Source organism: Streptomyces sp. NPDC127084, assembly GCF_042724175.1.
Classification (GTDB): Bacteria; Actinomycetota; Actinomycetes; order Streptomycetales; family Streptomycetaceae; genus Streptomyces.
In genome coordinates, this window is sequence record NZ_JBHXFA010000245.1 from 1 (window position 1) to 6791 (window position 6791).

Annotated in this window: 4 protein-coding genes and 2 pseudogenes; 3 read left to right on the plus strand and 3 right to left on the minus strand. The window is 64.7% G+C overall.

What is annotated here, in order from left to right; translation table 11 throughout:
- Positions 1-366, plus strand: a pseudogene (locus tag ACFWI9_RS32095) (transposase); the annotation flags it as partial.
- A gap of 7 nt (positions 367-373) precedes the next feature.
- Here ACFWI9_RS32095 and ACFWI9_RS32100 read toward each other — a convergent pair.
- Positions 374-1771, minus strand: a complete 1398-nt coding sequence (locus ACFWI9_RS32100) for an IS30 family transposase (RefSeq protein ID WP_387168167.1) — start codon at positions 1769-1771, stop codon at positions 374-376.
- 41 nt (positions 1772-1812) lie between these two features.
- On the opposite strand from ACFWI9_RS32100, the pseudogene ACFWI9_RS32105 reads away from it, so the two are divergent.
- Positions 1813-2109: pseudogene (locus ACFWI9_RS32105) on the plus strand (integrase core domain-containing protein); the annotation flags it as partial.
- On the opposite strand, the gene ACFWI9_RS32110 reads toward ACFWI9_RS32105, so the two are convergent.
- Together ACFWI9_RS32110 and ACFWI9_RS32115 are read right to left on the minus strand one after the other, a co-directional pair.
- Positions 2016-2339: a helix-turn-helix domain-containing protein gene (locus tag ACFWI9_RS32110; RefSeq protein WP_387168170.1), complete on the minus strand. Its 324-nt coding sequence runs from the start codon at positions 2337-2339 to the stop codon at positions 2016-2018. The pseudogene ACFWI9_RS32105 and the gene ACFWI9_RS32110 sit on opposite strands and share 94 nt — an antisense overlap.
- Before the next feature lie 82 nt (positions 2340-2421).
- Positions 2422-4701 carry an MMPL family transporter gene (locus tag ACFWI9_RS32115; protein WP_387168172.1) on the minus strand — a complete coding sequence of 760 codons (2280 nt, stop codon included), beginning with the start codon at positions 4699-4701 and terminating at the stop codon, positions 2422-2424.
- Positions 4702-4941: 240 nt separating this feature from the next.
- Between ACFWI9_RS32115 and ACFWI9_RS32120 the strand changes: the two genes are divergently transcribed.
- On the plus strand, positions 4942-6015 hold the full coding sequence (locus ACFWI9_RS32120; protein WP_387168175.1) for an IS110 family transposase: 1074 nt from the start codon (positions 4942-4944) through the stop codon (positions 6013-6015).
- Positions 6016-6791 lie beyond the last annotated feature (776 nt).

Sequence of the window (6791 nt, forward strand, 5' to 3'; positions counted from 1 at the left end):
GCCGGGGCCGGCATGGCCGAGCGCACCGCGTGGCGGATCTGCCGGGACAACCGCTGGTGGAGCGTGTTCGGCAAGAAGCACGGCCGGGGCAAGAACGCCGGCCCGCCCGTGCACGACGATCTCGTGAGCCGCAACTTCACCGCGACCGGCCCGAACCGGCTGTGGCTCGCCGACATCACCGAACACGCCACCGGCGAAGGCAAGCTGTATCTCTGCGCGATCAAGGACGTCTTCAGCAACAGGATCGTCGGCTATTCCATCGACGCGCGGATGAAGTCCCACCTGGCCGTGACCGCCCTAGACAACGCCGCGGCCCGGCGTGAACACGTCGACGGGTGCATCCTGCACACCGACCGCGGCTCGCAGGACGGATTCAACCGATCGTCGCAACGCTGGCTGGTGGGAGCGATCGTAGCTGCTTGGTGAACACTTCAGCCGGGGTTCGCCACCCGAGGGTTTTCCGGGGCCGGTTGTTGAAGACCGCCGCGACGGCCTGGAGTTCTTCGCTGTTCCAGCGGGACAAGTCGGTGCCCTTGGGGAAGTACTGGCGCAGTAGGCCGTTGGTGTTCTCGTTGGTCCCGCGTTGCCAGGGGCTGTGGGGGTCGGCGAAGTAGACGGGGATGCCGGTCTCGACCGTGAAGGCGGCGTGCGCGGACAGCTCCTTGCCACGGTCCCAGGTGAGAGACCGCAGGAGTTGGTCAGGCAGTGTGGTCATCGTCCTGGCCAGGGCGTTCTTCATCGTGATGGCGCCGTATCCGGCCAGAGCGGGTCCGTTCTTCGTGCGCGGGACCAGACCGTAGCCCTCCTCGCGCGGCAGGTGGACCAGCATGGTGAACCTGGTGGTGCGCTCGACGAGAGTCCCGATGGCCGAGCGTTTCAGGCCGATGATGAGGTCGCTCTCCCAGTGCCCGGGCACGGCGCGGTCCTCGGCCTCGGCGGGACGCTCGCTGAGGAGGACCTTGTCGGTGATGTGGGCCCACGCCTTCTGCCGGCTGCGTGCCCTGGGGACACGCAGTGCCCGTCCGGTGCGCAGGCAGGCCACCAGCTCGCGTTTCAGCGCACCGCGTCCCTCGACGTAGAGCGCCTGGTAGATCGCCTCGTGGCTGATGCGCGTGTCCTCATCGTCGGGGAACTCGACCGGCAGGCGTCGCGCGATCTGTTCCGGGCTCCATGCTGTCACCCAGCCTCTGTCGCCGCGGTGCGGCTTGTTGCGCCCTTTCCAGGCCGGGCCCTTTGGGCCCACACGGTTGCCTCCGGCGTCGGTGACGTCCCCCGACAGCCGGGCCTGGACATAGGCTCGCAGCCTCGGATTTTCCACGAGCTTGGCCGTCTTCGGGCGCCGGGCCCGGCGTTCAGCGTGCCACTGCGCGGTCGAGGCCCGGTAGTCCAGCTTGTAGGTCCGGGTAGAGGGATTGCGTCGCAGCTCACGGGAGACCGTCGACGGCGCCCGTCCGATCCTGCGGGCGATCTCCCGGACCCCGGCGCCCTGGGCATGCCAGACGGCGATGTCCTCCCGTTCGGGAAACGACAGGTAGCGCCCGGACACCTCATCAGGAAGACACGGATTCACGCCGCCAGCGTGCCGGAACCAGCGGAATCCCACCGGCCCGGACACCCCGGCAGCACTGCACGCATGCTCGGTCTTGACACCACGAGCAATCGCCTTCCAGAACCTGACCCTGTCCTCACGCCAGGCCACCGACGGCCTGCCCGGCGACGGCATCAACCCCCGATACACACGAACCTGCTTGTGCCGCTCCACAGAACCCATCGCTCCATCTCCCGATCAAGGTGTTGCGACGATCAGTTGAATCCGTCCAGTTCCGCTCCCGGAAGTTCGTCCGTGCCCTCGACCGGCACCGCATGGCTGGATCGATAGGGAGGGTCGGGGCAGCCGGCGACAACGCGGCCATGGAGTCCTTCTTCAGCCTGCTGCAGAAGAACGTCCTCGACCGCCGGAGCTGGACCACCCGCGAGGAGCTGCGGATCGCGATCGTGACCTGGATCGAGCGGACCTACCACCGCCGCCGCAGACAAGCCGCACTGGGCCGACTGACCCCCGTCGAATTCGAGACCGTCATGACCACACCGGCCCTCCAGGCCGCGTGACCGAACCTGTCACCCAAACCTGCAGCAGACCCAGCACCGCCTTCCTCCCACACCCGCCGCCAACGCCGCACGCTCTCGGAACACACTCCCACCGCCCGAGCGATCTCCACATTCAAGACCCCGCCCTCGAACAACTCGACCGCCCGAACACGCCGAGCCTCCGCCAACTGAGGCCGCGACAAAGGAGGAAGAGACGAACCGGCAGCCAAAGGTAAAGGTTGATAAGTCACCCCGACAGCCTCCCACCCACACAGCCACCAAACCCACCGAACTTATGAAAAAAATCAGTAATACTGCAACCGCATGTGGCTCTTACTTCGTGGCTCCAGGCACTGCAAGCAAGGAACTGTCGGGCGCGGGCTGCGCGGCGATGATGGAACCATGTCGGTCGGTCACATGGCCGTCGTCTTCGATCGCCATATGTGGCAGCAGCCGGTCAAGCCATGTGGGCAACCACCAGTTGGCCCGGTCCAGCAGCACCATGGTGGAGGGCACGAGGAGCCCTCGGACGACTGTGGCGTCCAGGGCGACCGCCGTGGACAGGCCGATGCCGAACATCTTGACGATGGGATCGTCTGAGAGCAGGTAGCCGAGGAAGACGCTCACCATTATCAAGGCAGCCGAGGTGATGATCCGTGCGCTTCCGGCAAGGCCGGTGATCACGGCTCTCTTGTTGTCCTGGTGACGCAGATAGGCTGCACGGATCGCGCTGAGGAGAAAGACCTCATAGTCCATGGACAGACCGAAGAGTACGGCGAACATCAGCAAAGGTACATACCCGGGTATCGGTACCGGTCCTTCCATGCCTATCCAGGACGCTCCCCAACCCCATTGGAAGACCGCAGTGAGGACGCCGTAGGCGGCACCTATGGAGACGAGGTTCATGAGCCCGGCCTTCACCGCGACGACCGGGGAACGGAAGGCTGCCAGCAAGAGCAAGCCAGCGACAGTGAGGACGAAGCAGACGATCAGCGGCATCCTCTCGGCGAGACGGCGGTTCAGGTCTTCCTGGGCTGCCACGAGTCCGCCGACATGGGCCACTTGACCGGTGCCGTGGGTGGCCTTCGGCAGCACGTCCTCCCTCAGCTTACGGACGAGTTCGGCAGTGGCCGTATCACCCGGTGCGGTGGTTGGAGTCACGTGCCAGCGCACGTGCTTGCCGTCCTGTGCTATTTCTGCCGGGAGGACGTCAGCGATACCTGCGGTGTTCTGCAAGGCACTAGTGATCGTCACTACACGTGTGTCGTCAGGCCCGGTCACATCCTTGCGGAGGACACTCACCACCTGGAGGGGCCCATTGATGCCAGGGCCGAAGGCTGCGGCCATCCGGTCGTAGGCAATGCGGCTGACGGATCCGGCGGCTTTGTCGCCGGCGTCGAGCTGCCCGAAGGTCAACTGAGATGCCGGAGCGGTCAGGGCACCGGTAAAGGCCAAGGCTGCCAGCAGACAGCGCCAAGGCCGGGCGGCGACATACACGGCGATGCGGCCCCAGCCGCGGGGGCGGGCTTGAGCGGCGCTGCTCTGGGGCGTGTGGGCGTTCTGGGCTCCGGACCGCCGAGTTGCCATCGTAGTTGGTGCGGTGTTCTTGGGGGTGAGTTGCTGTCCGAGCAGCGAGAGCACCGCCGGCAGAAGAGTAAGCGAGACAGCCATCGCGACCAGGACGGCGATTCCCGGAGCCAGCGCCAGAGCGTGCAGCAACGGAAGCCCGCCCAGCGCGAGGCCGGCTAGTGCTGCGATAACGGCGGAACCCGCGAAGGCTACCGACTTCCCGGAACCAGCCATGGTCCTGGCTACTGCGTCTTCCACGCCTATGCCTGCTGCGCGTAGCTCCCGGAATCGGGTCAGACAGAAGAGTGTGTAGTCGATACCCACACCGAGACCGATCATGGCCGCGATGGCGGTTCCAGAGGCGGGCATGTCGACAAGGTGACCGACGAGTCCTATCACGCACAGTGAGACAGCCAAGCCGAGCGTGCCAGTGAGGACAGGTACGCCAGCGGCAATGAGGCTGGCGAAGCCCACCGCGAGTACGACGATGGCAGCGGCGAGGCCGATGATTTCGCTGTGGCTGGTGGAGCTCTGGTCCGCGGCTGCGGCAAGGTCTCCACTGGGCGTTACCTCCATCCCGAGATCTGTGACAGGCATAGCCGCGTCGGTGATGCTCCTGCTCGTCGCAGACGTAATGTCCCGGCCGGTGACGTCGAGATCGATCGTCAGGTAGCCGGTGCGGCCGTCGGAGCTGAGAGTGCCCCGGCCAGCTGGTTCGTAGGGCGTAGTGACGGCGACCACATGGTCCACCCTCTTAATCGCCCGGGCAGCCTTCTCGATCGCTTCGCGCTGGGCGGGCTCCGTGAGAGCAGGACTCGTGGGGGGCGCGTAGAGGACAAGGGGCTGTTTCCCGGATGCTGATTCGGAAAAGGCGCCACGCGCGTCTCGAGCTGCCTGGCTATCGCTACCGGGGATGGTGACTGCTTCGGTGGTCGATTTTCCAAACACCACGACACTGGAAACCAGCGCAGCGGACAGCAGCAACCAGACACTCAGAATTCGCTTGGGTCTGCGAGCGCACCAGCGCCCCATGGACTGCAGCATACGAAATGGGTCCTTACGTTGTTGGTGGGTTGATTCCGGTCACTCGTAGGATCGGGAAGCCCAGGGGTGCCGGGTGTGGCTTTGGTGGGTCAGCCCGTTGGTGGCTCGAGAGGATTGGCCGCCCGGCGCCCCGCGACGACTCGACCACTCATTGGGATGCGCGCGGCAAGATCGCTCTGTAAGGACACGCTGGCGAGGTCGTCTGCTGGGACACATACAGGAACGACTTCGGAGGTGACCGTGCCCGAACTGTGGGCCGGTACGGATGCGGGCAAGGCCGAGCATCACTGCACGGTGATCGATGCTGATGGTGAGCGCAGGCTGTCGCGGCGGGTGGCCAACGACGAGAGTGCCCTGCTCGAACTGATCGGTGACGTGCTGGCTTTGGGTGAGGGCGAGCCAGTGACCTGGGCGATCGACCTCAACGCCGGTGGCGCCGCGCTGATGATCGCGCTGCTGACCGACAACGGCCAGCACGTCCTCTATATCCCGGGCCGCACTGTTCACCACGCCTCCGGCTCCTACCGCGGCGACGGCAAGAGCGACGCGAAGGATGCCTTTGTCATCGCCGACCAGGCCCGCATGCGCCGCGACCTTCAGTCGATGCACCGTGGCGACGAACTCGCTGTTGACCTGCGCATTCTCACCTCGCGCCGCCTCGACCTGGCCGCCGACCGCACCCGGGCGATCAACAGGATGCGGGCCCAGATGCTGGAGTACTTCCCGGCTCTGGAACGAGCCTTCGAGTACGCCACATCCAAGGCGTCCCTGGTTCTGCTGAGCGGTTACCAGACCCCCGCCGCACTGCGCCGGATCGGCAGGAACCGTCTCGCGGCCTGGCTCAAGAGCCGCAAGGTCCGAAACTCCCAGCGCGTCGCGGACACTGCCATCGAAGCCGCCGAGGCTCAGCACACCGCCGTGGCCGGGGAGAAACTGGCCGCCACGATGGTTGCCAAGCTCGCGAGGGAGGTGATGGCCCTCGATGAGGAGATCGCCGAGACCGATGCCCTGATCGAGGGCCGGTTTCGCGACCATCCGCATGCCGAAGTGATCCTCAGCATGCCCGGCCTGGGTCCTCTGCTGGGCGCCGAGTTCATCGCCTACACCGGCGGGGACATGGGCGTCTTCGGCAGCTCGGACCGCCTCGCTGGCGTCGCTGGCCTGGCACCCATGCCCAAAGACTCCGGGCGCATCAGCGGCAACATGCGCCGCCCCCGCCGCTACTGCCGCCGCCTCAACGTCATGTGGGCCCTGATACGCGACGGCCGCACCTTCGAGATCAGCGCACCCCAACCCGCTGCCGCCGCGGCATGACGCACTCACAATGCGTTACCAACCTGGCTTGACAACTTCATTGGGAATCCTCTCATACAGGGGTGGCCATGTTCGGGTGGCCACCGAAGTTTCGCCGTAACACTTCATCAAATCCGTTGATAGGCGCAGAGTGGGCCACTTCACTCAGTCCGGCGAAGTCGGTAGCGGCCCATCCTCGACCAGAGACACGAGAGTGGAGTTTCAGATGGACCTGCGGTGCGGGTCTGGCTCTGCCCGCGGCACGAAAGGGTCTCGGATTGAATCCCGAGGAAGACCGCAAGACTGGGATCGACCCATTATCCGATAGACATCCAGGCCGACTCCACATAAACGTTCACTACTGCCGAGTTACCACTACCGCAACGAACAGGGAAAGATGGGGCAACCCACCGGATAAGACACTTCCCTCGAACCGGGATCATCCCACCTCACGAAGCCGCTGGGCAACACAACCCCGCTCCATGGATATGTCGGAAATTTCCGATACCCGTTATCACCACAAAGTCGAGTCGATGCTTACGGGATCCCTTTTACCGTCCCTGCACACCTCGAAGTAATCGGTATTTGACTTATTATGAATTACCGCTGCACCAGCAGAAAAACCGGTAACGATCACGTAAAATATTCCACGCTGAGGGGTGACGATGCCCGCTCGAACTCCTGTTATCACCAGCACGGGAAGGGGTGTGTCCAGTCAACGGCTGATCTTGGTTGTTGAGGTCAGTGGCTGGTGGTGGGGGTGAGGCGTCCTTCGAAGGCGATCTGGAAGGCGTTCA